At 68.8% G+C, this 14,450-nt stretch carries 16 protein-coding genes; 7 read left to right on the top strand and 9 right to left on the bottom strand.

What is annotated here, in order from left to right:
- Window positions 1-47 precede the first annotated feature (47 nt).
- Window positions 48-1,118 (top strand): glycoside hydrolase family 172 protein, encoded by a 1,071-nt coding sequence (locus AB0I34_RS25995; RefSeq protein WP_360449571.1) that lies wholly within the window; start codon window positions 48-50, stop codon window positions 1,116-1,118.
- On the opposite strand, the gene AB0I34_RS25990 is transcribed toward AB0I34_RS25995, so the two are convergent.
- From AB0I34_RS25990 to thiO, 6 genes are all read right to left on the bottom strand, one after another.
- The gene (locus tag AB0I34_RS25990; protein WP_360449568.1) at window positions 1,115-2,311 is read right to left on the bottom strand and encodes a glucoamylase; all 1,197 of its coding nucleotides are present in this window, start codon (window positions 2,309-2,311) and stop codon (window positions 1,115-1,117) included. The genes AB0I34_RS25995 and AB0I34_RS25990 overlap by 4 nt on opposite strands.
- 8 nt (window positions 2,312-2,319) lie before the next feature.
- Window positions 2,320-3,210 (bottom strand): DMT family transporter, encoded by an 891-nt coding sequence (locus AB0I34_RS25985; protein WP_360449565.1) that lies wholly within the window; start codon window positions 3,208-3,210, stop codon window positions 2,320-2,322.
- A 34-nt stretch (window positions 3,211-3,244) separates the two neighbouring features.
- The gene (pknB, locus tag AB0I34_RS25980) at window positions 3,245-5,206 is read right to left on the bottom strand and encodes a Stk1 family PASTA domain-containing Ser/Thr kinase (RefSeq protein ID WP_360449562.1); all 1,962 of its coding nucleotides are present in this window, start codon (window positions 5,204-5,206) and stop codon (window positions 3,245-3,247) included.
- A gap of 73 nt (window positions 5,207-5,279) precedes the next feature.
- Window positions 5,280-6,248 carry a LysM peptidoglycan-binding domain-containing protein gene (locus AB0I34_RS25975; protein ID WP_360449560.1) on the bottom strand — a complete coding sequence of 323 codons (969 nt, stop codon included), beginning with the start codon at window positions 6,246-6,248 and terminating at the stop codon, window positions 5,280-5,282.
- A gap of 177 nt (window positions 6,249-6,425) precedes the next feature.
- Window positions 6,426-7,199: a thiazole synthase gene (locus AB0I34_RS25970; RefSeq protein WP_360449558.1), complete on the bottom strand. Its 774-nt coding sequence runs from the start codon at window positions 7,197-7,199 to the stop codon at window positions 6,426-6,428.
- Between the two features lie 4 nt (window positions 7,200-7,203).
- Window positions 7,204-8,361 (bottom strand): glycine oxidase ThiO, encoded by a 1,158-nt coding sequence (gene thiO, locus AB0I34_RS25965; RefSeq protein WP_360449556.1) that lies wholly within the window; start codon window positions 8,359-8,361, stop codon window positions 7,204-7,206.
- 43 nt (window positions 8,362-8,404) lie between these two features.
- Here thiO and thiE point away from each other — a divergent pair, with 43 nt between their 5' ends.
- The 3 genes from thiE to AB0I34_RS25950 are packed head-to-tail and all read left to right on the top strand — an operon-like array spanning window position 8,405 to window position 9,917.
- On the top strand, window positions 8,405-9,052 hold the full coding sequence (gene thiE / locus AB0I34_RS25960; protein ID WP_360449553.1) for a thiamine phosphate synthase: 648 nt from the start codon (window positions 8,405-8,407) through the stop codon (window positions 9,050-9,052).
- Complete coding sequence (locus AB0I34_RS25955; protein WP_360449550.1) at window positions 9,049-9,486, top strand: ribonuclease; 438 nt, start codon at window positions 9,049-9,051, stop codon at window positions 9,484-9,486. The genes thiE and AB0I34_RS25955 overlap by 4 nt, the downstream gene beginning before the upstream one ends.
- Complete coding sequence (locus AB0I34_RS25950) at window positions 9,483-9,917, top strand: barstar family protein (protein ID WP_360449548.1); 435 nt, start codon at window positions 9,483-9,485, stop codon at window positions 9,915-9,917. The genes AB0I34_RS25955 and AB0I34_RS25950 overlap by 4 nt, the downstream gene beginning before the upstream one ends.
- Here the strand turns inward: AB0I34_RS25950 and AB0I34_RS25945 are convergent.
- The gene (locus AB0I34_RS25945) at window positions 9,903-10,256 is read right to left on the bottom strand and encodes a DUF4180 domain-containing protein (protein ID WP_360449545.1); all 354 of its coding nucleotides are present in this window, start codon (window positions 10,254-10,256) and stop codon (window positions 9,903-9,905) included. The genes AB0I34_RS25950 and AB0I34_RS25945 overlap by 15 nt on opposite strands.
- Window positions 10,241-11,053: an alpha/beta fold hydrolase gene (locus AB0I34_RS25940; RefSeq protein ID WP_360449542.1), complete on the bottom strand. Its 813-nt coding sequence runs from the start codon at window positions 11,051-11,053 to the stop codon at window positions 10,241-10,243. Before AB0I34_RS25940 ends, AB0I34_RS25945 begins: the two co-directional genes overlap by 16 nt.
- A gap of 96 nt (window positions 11,054-11,149) precedes the next feature.
- On the opposite strand from AB0I34_RS25940, the gene AB0I34_RS25935 reads away from it, so the two are divergent.
- The gene (locus AB0I34_RS25935; RefSeq protein WP_360449539.1) at window positions 11,150-11,569 is read left to right on the top strand and encodes a helix-turn-helix domain-containing protein; all 420 of its coding nucleotides are present in this window, start codon (window positions 11,150-11,152) and stop codon (window positions 11,567-11,569) included.
- A 267-nt stretch (window positions 11,570-11,836) separates the two neighbouring features.
- Here AB0I34_RS25935 and AB0I34_RS25930 read toward each other — a convergent pair whose 3' ends face one another.
- Window positions 11,837-12,907 (bottom strand): polyprenyl synthetase family protein, encoded by a 1,071-nt coding sequence (locus AB0I34_RS25930; protein ID WP_360449536.1) that lies wholly within the window; start codon window positions 12,905-12,907, stop codon window positions 11,837-11,839.
- Between the two features lie 56 nt (window positions 12,908-12,963).
- On the opposite strand from AB0I34_RS25930, the gene metF reads away from it, so the two are divergent.
- Both metF and AB0I34_RS25920 read left to right on the top strand, forming a co-directional pair.
- Complete coding sequence (gene metF, locus AB0I34_RS25925) at window positions 12,964-13,881, top strand: methylenetetrahydrofolate reductase [NAD(P)H] (RefSeq protein ID WP_360449534.1); 918 nt, start codon at window positions 12,964-12,966, stop codon at window positions 13,879-13,881.
- Window positions 13,882-13,909: 28 nt separating this feature from the next.
- A complete protein-coding gene (locus tag AB0I34_RS25920; protein WP_360449531.1) occupies window positions 13,910-14,440 on the top strand; it encodes a histidine phosphatase family protein in 531 nt (176 codons plus the stop codon).
- The last annotated feature ends 10 nt before the right edge of the window (window positions 14,441-14,450 follow it).

The following is a 14,450-nucleotide window of genomic DNA, read 5'->3' as shown; positions in this document are numbered from 1 at the left end:
TGGGCAATCGATTTCTTGGGGACCCTGACGCGGCCTAGGGTCGCGGTATGACTCTTGGGAATCTGTCCGGCATCAGCGCGCTCGCCGACGTCGAGTCGCGGTCCATCAGTGCGGAGAACCCGACCGGCGAGCCCGGGCAGGGTGGCCGGCGGACCGAGGGGACCGGGGCGCGCGCGGCCCGGGATCTCGGTCAGGGCTGGAAGGTGTCGCCGTCGATCGAGATCGGCCCGGGCGAGACCGCCACGCTCGCGGACATCGCCGGTTCCGGCTGCATCACTCACATCTGGCTGACGACGCACGTCGACCACTGGCGGCGGCTGGTGTTGCGCGCACACTGGGACGGCGACGAGGCGCCCGCGATCGAGACACCGGTCGGAGACTTCTTCTGCTCCGGCTGGGGCAAGTTCGCCCAGGTCAACTCGCTGCCGGTGGCGGTGAACCCGAACGGCGGCTTCAACTGCTACTGGGAGATGCCGTTCGCCGAGCGGGCCACAGTCACGTTGGAGAACACGCACGACGAGAAGGTGGTCGTGTACTTCCAGGTGGACTACTGGCTGGGCACCGTACCGGACAAGTCGGCGTACCTGCATGCGCAGTGGCGGCGCAGCAACCCGCTGCAGTCGAAGACCGTGCACACGCTGCTGGACGGCGTGGAAGGCCCGGGCCACTACGTCGGGACGTACGTCGCCTGGGGCGTCAACAGCACCGGCTGGTGGGGCGAGGGCGAGGTGAAGTTCTACCTCGACGGCGACGACGAGTTCCCGACCATCTGCGGCACCGGGACTGAGGACTACTTCGGCGGCGCGTGGAACTTCGACGTGCCCCACCTCGGCGGCTACACGGAGTTCAGTACGCCGTACCTCGGCATGCCGCAGGTGATCCGGCCGGACGGGCAGTACGCGAGCCAGCAGCGGTTCGGGATGTACCGCTTCCACCTGCCCGATCCGATCCGGTTCAAGGAGCGGCTGCGGGTCGACGTACAGGCCCTTGGCTGGCGGTCGGGAGGCCGCTATCTGCCGCTGCAGGACGACATCGCGTCGACCGCGTTCTTCTACTCGGCCAAGACGAGTACGGCGCGCCCCGAGGCGCCGGTGCACGACGTGATGGAGATCTGCTAACCGGGAATCGGTAGCGGCTTGTGCAGTGCCGCGCCGGTGAGGACGACCAGGGCCGAGGTCCAGCCCAGGGGAGCCTCGCCGGCCGGCTCCAGGTCGCGGTTGACCTTCTCCGGCAGCGCGCCGGTGCTGGTCCGGTAGTGGTCGAGCCAGGACAGCAACGATTCAGCGGTCGCCTGGTCTCCGCGGGCCGCCGCGCTCAGCGCGAACAACGCCGTCTGCGGCGTCCAGGCCACGCCGTCGGTGCGCCAGTCCTCGCCCGGCGTCACGCCTCCGTTCGGCTGCGTCAGTACGCCGCGAGTCCGGTCGATCGCCGTGGACACGGCGTCCCGGGCCGGAGCGAACGGTGGTCCGAGCACGGTGACGATCGCATCGGCACCACCACCGATCCCGATCGGCTCGAGTCCCGGCTCCAGGAAGCTCACCGCGTGCGCCGGCGTTCGCGGATAGTCCGGACCGAAGACGCGATCCGTTGCTGTGGACAACTTGTCGAGTGCGGTCTGCCAGCGTGCGGCCTCGTCGCCGTGGTTCTGTTGCGTGGCGATCTGAATCGCGGACCGAAGGCCGGTGAGGAGCGGGGCGACGATGCCCAGCGTCACCGTCGACTCGGGCCGCTCCCAGTAGTCGGGGGACGGCGCGGGCAGTCCGTCCGGGGTCAGCTCGGAAACAATCTCGTCAGCGGACTCGCGGACCAGCTCCCAGTACTTCGCACCGGCCCGGCAGAACCAGGTTGCCCAGAGCACCCATCCCGACCCGTCGAGCTGTGGCTCACGCCCGTCGCGGATCACCGCGCCGGTCGCGGAGTACCGGGCTTCCCAACGGCCCGACGACGGCTTGATGCCGTCGAGGAAATGCAGCACCCGGTCGGCTTGGTCGTACTGTCCGATCGAGCACCGTGCCGCCGCGACGAACGACGCGTCGCGCGGCCAGACGAACCGCCACGGGCCGTCCCAGCCCGCCAGCGTGGCGCCGCTGGGGAGGGTGAGTGCGTCGAGGTCGGCGATCGCGTGCTGCATCAGCTCGCCGCGCTCTCCCGCGGATTGCGCGGCCCCGTGGATCGGTACGCCGTCGGCGACGAGCCGGGGTTGTGGGTTGCGCACGAGGTTGTTCGCCGTACCGGCGGCCAGGATCGTCAGCAGGACGACGATCACGACGGCCGGGAACCACCGGTCGCGTCGCGCGTTGTCGTCCCGCATCGTTCCCCCTACTGGGCCAGGTGTTGCACTTCCGCCTCGAACTTGCGCCGCGGTGCGAGCTCGACCAAGTACATCGCTGACACGACCAATGCGCCACCTACCAGCATGCGCCACGTCACGCTCTCGGACCCGAACAGGACCGCGAAACCGGACGCGAACACCGGCTCCATCGTCATCGCGATCGCTGCCCGGGTCGGGGTGAGATGCGCCTGTGCCCAGGTCTGCACGATCAGCGCGAGCGCGCCGGCGACCAGGGCCATGTAGATCACCCTGACCCAGTCGCCTCCGGTGGGCGGGACTGCGAATCCGCCGGGCAGCGCGCCGATCGCACAGACCATCGTGATGACGATCATCTGCAGCGCCGACAGACCGAAGGCGTTCCGCGGGGTGGACCACGCGCCCAGTCCGATGATGTGCAGGGCGTAGAGACCGGCCGAGGCGAGGGTGAGCAGCTCGCCGGTGCCCAGGCTGAGGCCCTGCAGCGACAGGACGCCGAGCCCGACAGTGGCGAGGAACACAGCGACCCAGGCCCAGCGGCCGATCTTGTGCCGGAGGATGACGGCGGCCAGCAGCGGGGTGAAGACGACGTACATGCCGGTGACGAACCCGGACACGCTCGCCGACGTGTGCCGCAGGCCTTCGGTCTGAACCAGCTGGGCGATGCCGTAGGTGATGCCGAGGGCAACGGCTCGCCCCCGGTCGAGCCGGCTCAGGCGGGAGATCGCCGGTGGGTGCACCAGCACGAGCGCGACGGACGCGATCAGGAACCGCAACGCCAGGTAGTCGGCGACGTCCATCCTGGTGAGCAGGTCCTTGGTCAGGAAGAACGTGGATCCCCACGCCGCCGCGACCGCGAGCAGGGCCAGCACGGCCAGACGTGGGTGGTTCACGCCGGACATCTCATCAGACGCCTTGCACAGAAGGCAAAACGGATCAGAGGACGGTGATCACGATGGTGCTGCCGGGCTGGGCCTTCTTTCCTGCGCCCGGGTTCTGCGCCGCGACGATGTTCAGCCCGAGGTTGAACGGCGCCTTCTCCACCTTCACGATGAAGCCCGCGTCGGTGAGGATCTTCTGCGCATCGGCGAGACTCTTGCGCTTGACGTCCGGAACGTCCTGCAGCGGTGGGCCCTTCGACACCACCAACTGGACCTTGTCCTTGGCGAACAGGGTGCCGGTGTTCGGGGTCTGGCTGATGACGTTGCCTTCCGGCACCTTCTCGTCGTACTGCTCGGTGCGGTCGACCAGGAGGCCGAGCTTGCGCAGCTGCCTGTTCGCGTCCTGGTACGACTTCCCGGTCGTGTCCGGCACGGTGATCGGCTTCTTGCCCTTGCTGACCACGAAGTTGACCGCGTCCCCGGGCTTGACGACCGTGTCGAACTTCGGGCTGAACGCGATCACCCGCCCGGTCGGCACGGTCTCGTTGTACTGCTCGACGATCTGGCCGGCGTTCAGCTTGATCGGGGCCAGCGCGTTCTTCGCGGCCTCCAGCTCCAGTCCGGCCAGTTGGGGCACGCGGTAGCGCTCCGGGCCCTTGGAGACGGTCAGGTTGATCTCGCCGTTCTTCCGGATCCGGTCACCCGCAGCCGGGTCGGTCGACACCACTTGACCCCTGGGCACGTTCTCGGAGAAGTCCTGGTTGGCCAGAGTGGTCCGCAGTCCGGCCTTCTCGGCCTCGGCGGCGGCCACCGCGGGGACCATGCTCACCAGGTTGGGCGTGCTCGTATAGCGGTGGATCCCGTAGTACCAGGCTGCCGTACCGATGCCGATGGCTGCGGCCAGGATCAGGACCAGCGCGACCAGTCCGCGGCCCCGACGCGGCGGCGGCGCCTGGACCCGGGTTGCCGGGCCACCGGTCGGCCGCCCCTTCTCCACCGGTACGACGATCGTGTCGTGGCGCAGGACGTGACCGTTCTCACCCGTCAGCGTCGGCACATCGCGGGTGTAGCCGTCGTCGTAGCCGCTGTCCTGACGGATCTGCTGGATCGGCACCGTGAGGTCGCCGGTGAGCTCCGGGTCGTCCGGCAGGCCGTCCTCGAGCGCACTGCGGACCCGGTGCACCTGCCGGCTCAGCACCCGCGCGTCGGCGGGACGCAGATCCCGATCCCGGGCCGTCGCACGCTGCACCAGCGCATCGACGTACGGCGGGATACTCGGCACCTCGAGCGACGGTGCGGGAACATCGGCGTGCACATGCGCGTAGGCGACCTGGATCGGGGTGTCGCCGGAGTGCGGCTTGTTCCCGGTGAGCATCTCGTACAGCAGGATGCCGGAGGAGTAGACGTCCGAGCGGGCGTCCGCACTGCCGTCGGTGACGAGTTCGGGCGCCAGGTACGAGACCGTACCCATCAGCAGGCCCTGGGTCGCGGTGTTGCCGGTCGCGCTGACCGCCCGGGCCAGGCCGAAGTCGGCGACCTTCACCGCGCCGTTGTCGGCGATCAGCACGTTCTCGGGCTTGATGTCGCGGTGGACGATGCCGGCGTCGTGGGCGGCGGAGAGCGCGGACAGGATCGGAGCCAGCAGGTCCAGCGCCCGGGCGGGCGGGAGCGGCGCCTGCTCGCGGATCACGTCCCGCAGCGTGCGGCCGGGCACGTACTCCATCGCCAGGAACAAGGTGCCGTCGTCGTCACCCTGGTCGAAGACGGCGACCACGTTCGGGTGCGACAGCCGGGCGGCGGCCCGCGCCTCGGCGACGAACCGGCGGGCGAACTGGGCGTCGTCGCCGAGCCCGTCGTGCATCACCTTCAGGGCGACAGTCCGGTCCAGCCGCGTGTCGAGGGCCTGGTAGACGGTGGCCATCCCGCCCTTCGCGACACGCGCGCCGACGCGGTACCGTCCGTCGAGCACTCGCCCGACGAGGCGGTCGCTGACCTGCGTGTCCACGTCGTCCGTCACTTGCGGTGAGCCGCCTCTCGAAGCCGTCCTGCTCAGAGAGTGTAGATAAGGGCTCAGCGTGACGGCGCCAGGCTCACCGCAGTGGGTCCCAGCCGCGTTCGAGCTGTGCCTTGATCCGGAGGACGTTCTTCACATACAGCTTCGTGTCCGGGTACATGCCGTTCTTCGTGACCCCGCCGAGGCCCTGGTAGTACCCGGCGACCGCGATATCGAGCTTCGCGGCGCCGGTCAACCGGTCCAGCAGCACCACACCGGCGGTGACGTTGTCCTGCGGCTTGAGCAGGTCCAGGTTGCGCCCGACAATGCCGGACACGAACCGCCCGGTCGACGGGATCACCTGCATCGCGCCGACGGCGTTGGCGGGGGAGACCACCCGCTGCTTCCAACCCGACTCCTGCCAGCTGACCGCGAGCGCCAGCTCAGGGTCGACGCCGTACCGCTTCGAGGTGCTGACGATCAGGCTGCGCAGCTGCGTCCGGGTCGGCAGCTTGCGCTTCTTCAGGGCGGCCCGGTTGCGGTTGGCCTGGGCGACGATGTGGTCGGCGTACGTGCGGCCGGCGAAGGTGTTGTTCTTCGTCTTGGCCGGTGCCTTGGCCTTGGGTTTCGGCTTGATCGTGACCGGCACCTGCAGCGGTTTCCCGGCGTAGATGCGGTCGCTGACCTTCAATCCGTTGGCGGCCAGCAGATTGGCCTGCGAGCACCGGAACCGCTTGGCGATCCTCGTGATCGTGTCGCCCGGCTTCACCACATAGGTGACCCGGCCGCCCGCGACCGTGCGCTTGGCCGGGTGGCCGGAGGCGGTCCTGGTCTTCTGGCCCGGCACCTTGAGGGTCTCGCCGGCGTAGATGGCGTTCCCGTTGCCGGGGAGGTTGTTCAGGGCAACCAGGGCCTTGACCGTGGTCCCGTAGCGAGCGGCGATGTGGCTGAGGGTGTCGCCGTCCTTCACCTTGTACGCCCCGAAGCCGGGCGAACCTGCGGTGATCACCGCGGCGGCCAGCACTGGAACGGCAAGCCCGGTCACTATCCGTACGACGTTACGCATCGATCCATCTCCCCGTGTGAGCGTCTCTTGACCGTAAGTGCTGGTACGGATGTGACAACAGGGGCGAATGGGGTGCTTGTTACGCCTGTAACTCAATGTTTACAATTCAAAGCTGAACTACATCAATGTAGTTCACAATCTGATGTTGCTCAGGGCAACCGCCGGGCTACAGCACCGCTACAGCGCGGCCCGGCCTTCCAACGGCGACGAGGGATTCGCGTGGTAGCGCTTCGGGATCCGGCCCGCGCGCCGTGCGTTGCGTCCGGCAACTACCGCGTCGCGCATCGCGGCCGCCATCAACGCGGGGTGTTCGGCCCGGGTGACCGCGGTCGCCAGCAGTACCGCGTCACAGCCCAGCTCCATCGCCAGCGCGGCGTCGCTCGCCGTACCGATCCCGGCATCGAGAACGACGGGTACGTCGAGCTCGTCGACGATCATGCTGATGTTGTGCGGGTTGCGGATGCCCAGGCCGGAGCCGATCGGGGAGCCCAGCGGCATCACCGCCGCACACCCGGCCTGGGCCAGCCGGCGGGCCAGGATCGGGTCGTCGTTGGTGTAGGCGAGCACCTGGAATCCGTCGTTCACCAACTGCTCGGCCGCGTCCAGCAACTCGACCGGATCGGGGAGCAGGGTGTGGTCGTCGGCGACCACCTCCAGCTTGATCAGGTCGGTGTGGAACGCCTCCCGGGCGAGCCGCGCGGTCAGTACGGCCTCGCCGGCGGTGAAGCAGCCGGCCGTGTTCGGCAGGACAGCGATGTCGTGCTTGCGCAGTACGTCGAGGACCGAGCCCTGCTGATTCGGGTCGAGGCGGCGCAGGGCGACCGTGGTCAGCTGCGTGCCGGAGGCGACCAGAGCCTCTTCCAGTACCTCGAGACTGGGCGCACCGCCCGTCCCCATCACCAACCGCGACGTGAGCTCGCGTCCGGCAATCAGCAAGGTGTCATCGCTCATGGCCTCACCTTAGGCGCTCGGCGGAGTGGCCGAACCTACTGCCCAGGAACGGCTTTCCGAGCTCCGGAAGGACGCCAGTGCGGACCGTGTCGGCGATGATCTGCGCGGTGATCGGGGTCAGCAGTACGCCGTTGCGGTAGTGGCCGGTCGCCCAGAGCAACCCGTCCAGACCGGACGGTCCGAGGATCGGTGCGTTGTCCGGTGTGGCCGGCCGGAGCCCGGCGATGGACTCGACCAGTTCCAGCTCGTCCGTGATCGGGAGGACGGTCCGTGCGTCCCGCAGCAGCGTGAAGACGCCGCCTGCGAGCACACGCGTGTCATAGCCGAGCTCACTGGTGGTCGCACCAACGACAAGTTCTCCGTTGGGCCGCGGCACCAGGTAGACCGAGAAGCCGCGAGCCGTCGCGCGCACCGTGTGCTTGAGCGCCGGGCGGTACGCCTCCGGCACCCGCAGCCGAAGCACTTCACCCTTCACCGGACGCACCGGCGGCCGCAGTTCATCGGGAACGCCTTCCAACTGCGACGACCAAGGCCCAGTGGCAGCTATCAGGTGCGCAGCCCGCACGGTGTCCCCGTTGTCGAGTTGTACGCCGACAGCCGTCGTACCAGCTGTGATGACATGGGACACGCGCTGGCGGATCACGGTGACGCCGGAGAGCTCGACGGCACGCAGGAGGGCGGCGACTGCCTGCCGATTGTCGACTGAGTGGTCGCCAGGCACCCACACGCCGCCGGAGACGCCGGCTGCGAGCAGGGGCTCGCGTTTGCGGGCGTCCCGGCCGGACAGCTCCTCGACGTCCAGACCGAGTCGGCGCTGGTAGTCGGCCAGTCTGCGCAGTGCTGCTGCGTCATCCACGTCGTACGCCACGGACAAGGTGCCGGTCTGGTGGAGGCCTGCGGGCAGACCGGTCAGCTCTTCGAGCTCGGCCGCAAACGCCGGCCACGCGGCCACGCTGGCGAGGTTGAGGGCCAGTAGGTCGTCTTCGCCGTACTCGACTTCGGTGACCGGTGCGAGCATGCCGGCGGCGACGGTGGAGGTCTGGGTGCCGGGTGTCGGGTCGCATACCGTCACCTGCATACCGTCTGCCGCGAGGCGCCAGGCGGTCGCCAGACCGATCAGCCCGGCGCCGACCACCACCACATCGGACGTGTGCTCAGGCATGCCGTCAAGCCTACGTCCAGCAAGACATGGCAGGCTTTGCGGTGTGACTGAGCACACCGATCGCCTCAACGACGCCCACCTGTACCTCTGCACGGACGCCCGCGAGAAGCAGGGCGACCTCGGACAGTTCCTGGACGCCGCGCTGGCCGGTGGCGTGGACATCGTGCAGCTCCGCCAGAAGGAGATGGAGGCGGCCGACGAGCTGGCCGCGCTGGAGGTGTTCGCGGACGCCTGCAAGCGGCACGGCAAGCTTCTGGCGGTCAACGACCGGGCAGACATCGCGTTCGCGTCCAGGGCCGACGTACTGCACCTCGGCCAGCGGGACCTGCCGGTGCACGCCGCACGAGCCATCACCGGACCGGATCCGATCATCGGGCGGTCGACGCACACGTTCAGTCAGGTGAACGCTGTGGTGGCCGAGCAGGGATCCGACTACTTCTGCGTCGGTCCGACCTGGGAGACCCCGACGAAGCCCGGTCGTCAGGCGGCCGGTCTGGATCTCGTCTCGTACGCCGCCAGCCGGCCGCAGTCCAAGCCCTGGTTCGCGATCGGCGGCATCGATCTCGGCCGGCTCGACCAGGTCATCGAGGCCGGCGCCACCCGCGTGGTCGTCGTCCGCGCCATCACCGACGCGGACGACCCGGAGGCGGCGGCCGCGGAGTTCAGCCGGCGGCTGCGGGGTGCCGGGTGATCAACAACCCGAAGACCGCCCGGATCATCGCCGCGATCCTGATCGCCATGCTGGTGATCACGTTGGCGGCGTCGTTGTTCGGCTGCGCCGCGGCCAAGACCCAGCCGTCGAGCACGTCGAGCACGGATCCGGACAGTGGTCTTCGGATCGTCGCGGTGGCGGACCTCCCGAAGGAGGCGCAGGACACGCTGAAGCTGATCGACGCGGGCGGACCGTACCCGTACAGCCGCGACGGCGTCGTGTTCGGCAACCTCGAGAAGATCCTGCCGAAGCACGACCGCGGCTACTACCACGAGTACACGGTGAAGACGCCGGGAGAGAAGGACCGTGGTGCCCGCCGGGTCGTGACCGGCACCGGCGGCGAGCGTTATTACACGGATGACCACTACGAGTCGTTCCGCCGGATCGCGGAGGACGGGAGCACCGACGGATGACCGACCTGCGCACGCTACTGACTGACGGGGTGCGCCCCGGTGTCTACCGCTGGCAGTCGGACCAAACGCCGGATCAGGTACGCCGTGACGTCGCGGCGGCAGGCTGGGACTTCGTGCTCCTGGACACCAGCGACGTCACCGACAAGGCCGGCTTCCTCGACCAGTGCGCGACCGCGTTCGACCTGCCGCGCTGGTTCGGCCGGAACTGGGACGCGCTGGCCGACTCGCTGAGCGACCACTCCACGGGTGCGCCCGAGATCGTCCTCTGGGAAGGCCTGCACCACCTGCTCGAGCACGACCACGACACCGTCGACGTCGCGCTCCAGATCTTCGCCGAGGACATCACGAACTCGGGCCAGCTCCGCGTCCTGGTCCGTGAGCCCTCGGCCGCCGCCACGCCGGACCTGATCGGCTCGCTACCTGCCCTGTAGCCGATCGGCGAGCTCGTCCAGCTCGGGCACGAAGACCACCGACCGACCGCGGTTGCTCTCCCGCACCCAGTCCCGCAACGGCTCGCTCTTCGCGAGCCGGTCCGTCAGGTCGCCGACTACTGCGAACCCCACGCCGTACTGCACGAACTTCTGCGTGATCGCTCCTGCCCGTCCGGTCCTCAGGTCGAAGAACTCGTCCCCGAGCAGGTCCGCCTCCAGGGCGACCCACGTCGCGTCGTGGTCGTAGACCGCCTGCGAGATCAGATCCACCGCGCCCCGCTCGTCCACCACCTCGATCTCGGTGACGTACACCCGGACCCCGCCTACTTCCTCAACCACTCCAGCACCCTCTCGGTCTGGGCCGGCACCACGTGCCCGGCCTTCGGCAACACCACTGTCTGCTCCGGCAACCGCCGCTTGGTCTCCTGCGCGTCGAGCATCCGGTCGCGCCCTCCGACGATCACCAGCAGGTCGAGCTTCGACAACTGCTCGTCGGTGAAGATCGGGAGCCGCACCCGCCGGGGCCGGAAGTGCTCGTGCACCTGCAGTGCGAACCGTCCGTACTCCGTTGCGTCCCCCGACGGCAACGGGCCTGCGACCAGCCGCATCGTCTGCAACGTCCCCCAGCGCCCGAACGGCTGCAGGAACAGTGCAGGGATGAAGATCAGCGACTTCTGCCGCCCGATCCCAGCCGGTGTCAGCAACGCCAGCCTCTCCACCCGCCCCGGCCGCCGGACCGCGTAGTCGAGCGCGAACCACCCGCCTAGCGATCTGGCCACCATCCGCGTCGGGCCATGAATCCCGAGCCCTTCCAGTACGTCGTCCAGCCAGTCCACCTGCGCATTCAGTGCGGGACGTACCGGCGCGCTCATGCCCGGCTCACCGAGCAGATCGACCGCGTGTACCCGGAAATGCTCGGACCAGGCCGCCACGTCACCGATCCACTCGAGCGTCGTACTGGCCGAGCCGTGCAGGAGGACGAGTGGAGGCGTAGCTACCGGTCCGCTGCTGACGACGAACGTTTCGCCTTCACGCGTCGGCAGCAGGCGCTGATCGCTCGGCACCGGCCAGGTGGCCAGCAGCTCGCGATAGCACTCGTGCAGCAGATGTCTGCCTGCCTCGGAGGTGAAGATCATGGCACTAAACTACCTTAAACTTCCCTATTGAGTCATTTATAGGGAATTCTAAGGAATCGGCCCTAGGCTTGGTGCCCACGACGACGAAGGATGCGGATGCCTCAGGAGCTGTACTCGGTCGAGCAGGTCGCGCAGCGACTCGGGCTGCACGTCCGGACGATCCGGAACTACGTCCGCGACGGCCGGCTGAAGGCGGTCCGGATCGGCAAGCAGTACCGGATCGCGCGCGAGGACCTGGAGGCGTTCACCGGCACCAGTGCGGCTGCGCTGGAGGTGGACCAGCAGACCCGGCACGTGGAGGCGTCCAGCATCGTGCACATCGACGCAGTCGACCGAGCCACCGCAGACCGGATCAGCACGCATGTGATCGGGTCGCTCAATCAGAGCGGGATCGGCCGGCTCCGCGTCGAGACCGTGTACGACGAGGACCGCGCCGTACTGAAGGTGATCATCCTGGGAGACCTCGCTCCGACCGCTGAGCTGCTCCGGCTGATCGAGATGATGACCGCCACCTGACCGCAGGTACGCCGCGGCTGGCCATGGCTACCCGGAAACAAGTCGCCACCTGGAGACGAAAAGTTTCCGGACAGAGGCCCGTCCGGCGGAGGGCAGACGGGGTGTGCTGGGTCGCCGTTGTGCGTGCGGGGCGAACGCCCACGCCATCGCAATCGCGGTGTTTCGGGTGCCGGCCCGCAGGGGAGTCGCCGGGTAGACCGATTGTGATGGTCTCGGCGTCCACCCACGGCCCGGTTTCGCGCCGAAGGTCTCGGTCGGCCTGGGCGGTCAGAGTTGCCGGGAGGTGGCTGCGATCGCGAGGTCTGCGAGCGCCTTGCGAGCGGTGTCGTCGGCCAGGGGAGCGCGGTCGAGCGCGTCGAGGGCGTCCTCGGTCCGCTCGGTGATGAGATCCTCACAGGCCTGCACCGCCCGGGAGTCTTGCAGGATCTCGCGCAGCAACTGGATCTCGTCGTCGTCCAGGTCCGGTCGCCCGAAGAGCCGGTCGAACTCGGTCAGCTGCACCTCCGACGCGTGGTCGACCGCGTACGCGACCAGCACAGTCCGCTTGCCCTCGCGCAGGTCGTCACCGGCCGGCTTCCCGGTCAGTGCCGGGTCGCCGAACACCCCGAGCAGGTCGTCGCGCAGCTGGAACGCCTCACCGACGGGCAGTCCGTACGCCGACAACGACTCGATCAACCGCTGATCCGCACCGGCCAGCGCTGCCCCGACGTGCAGCGGCCGCTCGACCGTGTACGTCGCCGCCTTGTACCGCAGTACTCGCAGGGCCAGGTCCATGTCGGACTCGCCGCTCGCCTGCGCGAGTAGGTCGAGGTACTGACCGGCTGTCACCTCGACCCGAACGGCATCGAAGTACTGCTCCGCTCGTGCCAGCGCGGCCGCGTCGAAGCCAGACGTGTGCAAGAGCTCGTCCGCCCAGATGAGGCACAGATCTCCCAGCAGGATGGCCGCACCGATGCCAAAGCTCAGCGCGTCGCCGCCACGACCGGACTGCTCCGACCGAGCCCGCTGCAACGCCTCGAAGCGGCGATGCGCGGCCGGTGCACCTCGTCGTACGTCGGAGGAGTCCATCACGTCGTCGTGGACGAGGGCACTGACGTGCAGCATCTCCAGACTGGCCGCGGCCTTCAGGATCGGTCGGGCCGGGTCACCACCGGCGGCGCGGAATCCCCAGTAGCAGAAGGACGGCCGCAACCGCTTCCCGCCACTGGTCGCGTCCCGGGCGGCCTGCACCTGCTCGGTCAGCTCCGGCCCGATCGCCTCCAGGCGCCGCTGCTGCAGGTCGAGGAAACCGGTCAGCGCGCGCTGCACCTCGGCGGGGATGTCCACATCGCCATACACGTCTCGGAGCGTAGTCGGTGCGACGACACGGTGGACACCGCGGGTAACCTATCGCCATGGCGAACGGTCTTGCTTCGACGCGTCCCGGCAACCGGCCGACGATCCACGAGCTCCTCGCGAGCGGAGGCCGTTCCTTCTCGTTCGAGTTCTTCCCGCCGAAGACACCCGAGGCCGAGGAGGTGCTGTGGCGCTCGATCCGGGAGATCGAGCAGCTGCGGCCGACCTTCGTCTCGATCACGTACGGCGCCGGCGGGACCACCCGGGACGGCACGATCCGGGTCACCGAGCGGGTCGCCCAGGACACCTCGCTGACGCCACTCGGCCACCTGACCTGTGTCGCGCACTCACGCGACGAGCTGCGGTCGGTGATCGGTGCGTACGCCGGGTCCGGGGTGCGCAACATGCTGGCGCTGCGCGGCGACCCACCGGGTGGTCCTAACCAGCCCTGGGTCGCGCACCCGGAGGGCATGAACCACGCGATCGAGCTGGTCGAGCTGATCCGGTCGCTCGGCGACTTCTGCGTCGGCGTCGCGGCGTTCCCGGACAAGCACCCGGAGGCCACGTCGCTGGAGGCGGACGCGCAGGTGCTGGCGGCCAAGGCGCAGGCGGGTGCGGACTACGCGATCACCCAGATGTTCTTCGGAGCGGACGACTACTTCCGGCTGGTGGACCGGGCGGCCGCGCTCGGCTGCGACATCCCGGTGCTGCCGGGCATCATGCCGGTCACCAACATCAAGCAGATCCAGCGGATGGCGGAGCTCACCGGGATGGCGCTGCCGACAGCTGTCACCGACCGCCTGCTCGCGGTCGAGGAGGACCCGGCCGCGGTCCGGCAGGTCGGCGTCGAGATCGCCACCGAACTGTGCGAACAGCTGCTGGCCGGCGGCGCTCCGGGCATCCACTTCATCACCTTGAACCGATCGACCGCGACCCGTCAGGTCTTCCTCAACCTGCGATCGTCGGTCGTGTCCTGACCGCGGCACCCGGCCGTATCCTGTGGCGATGGCTGACCCGTCGGATCTGTTGATCGACCGCACCCTCGTCCTGCTCCGGCACGCCAAGGCGGTCCCGCCCGAGACCATGCCGGACCTGCAGCGTCCGCTGGCCGACCGCGGCCGCGCCGACGCCCGCGCGGCCGGCCGCCATCTAGTTGCCCAAGGCATCGAGGCCGGACTGGTCCTGTGCTCGCCGTCGGAGCGCACCCGGGAGACCTGGCAGTGCGCCGCCGAGGGCGGGGCGACCACCTCCGATATCTGGTACGACCGGCGCATCTACAACGCCGACACCGACGAGCTCCTCGATGTCATCCACGAAGTACCGGCCGAGGTCCGTACCGCGATCATGATCGGCCACGCACCAGGCATCCCGTGGCTGGCCGACGAGCTCGCACTGGACGGCACCAGCCCGGAGCGGGTCGAGCTCACCAAGAAATACCCGACATCGGGCCTGACCATCCTCCACCTGACCTGCCGCTGGTCCGACCTGTCCGCGAACGAGGCCGACCTCGTGTCGTACGTCGTACCTCGCGGCTGACCCGCGAGGT

It is taken from the genome of Kribbella sp. NPDC050281 (genome assembly GCF_040655855.1).
Classification (GTDB): Bacteria; Actinomycetota; Actinomycetes; order Propionibacteriales; family Kribbellaceae; genus Kribbella.
The sequence above is the reverse complement of the archived record's forward strand: the minus strand, read 5'-3'. Positions and strand labels throughout refer to the sequence as shown.